Raw genomic sequence first — 298 nt, forward strand, 5'->3', positions numbered from 1 at the left:
CATCCACGGGGAGAACAAGGTCGAGTCCCTGACGCTGCGCGACACGGTCACCGGCCAGGAGCGTTCGATCGAGGCGACCGGCCTGTTCGTCGCGATCGGTCACGACCCGCGCTCCGAGCTCGTCAAGGGTCAGATCGACCTGGACGACGAGGGCTACATCCAGGTCGTCGGGCGCACCACCGCGACCAACATCGAAGGTGTGTTCGCGTGCGGCGACGCCGTCGACCACACCTACCGCCAGGCCATCACCGCGGCCGGCTCCGGCTGCTCCGCAGCCCTCGACGCCCAGCGCTACCTC

1 protein-coding gene is annotated in these 298 nt (G+C 69.1%); it reads left to right on the forward strand.

What is annotated here, in order from left to right:
- The coding region (locus IE95_RS0118405) for an NAD(P)/FAD-dependent oxidoreductase (protein WP_030153743.1) at positions 1-298 on the forward strand (298 nt) is incomplete at both ends.

The sequence above is a fragment of the Oerskovia turbata genome (genome assembly GCF_000718325.1).
Taxonomy (GTDB): domain Bacteria; phylum Actinomycetota; class Actinomycetes; order Actinomycetales; family Cellulomonadaceae; genus Oerskovia; species Oerskovia turbata.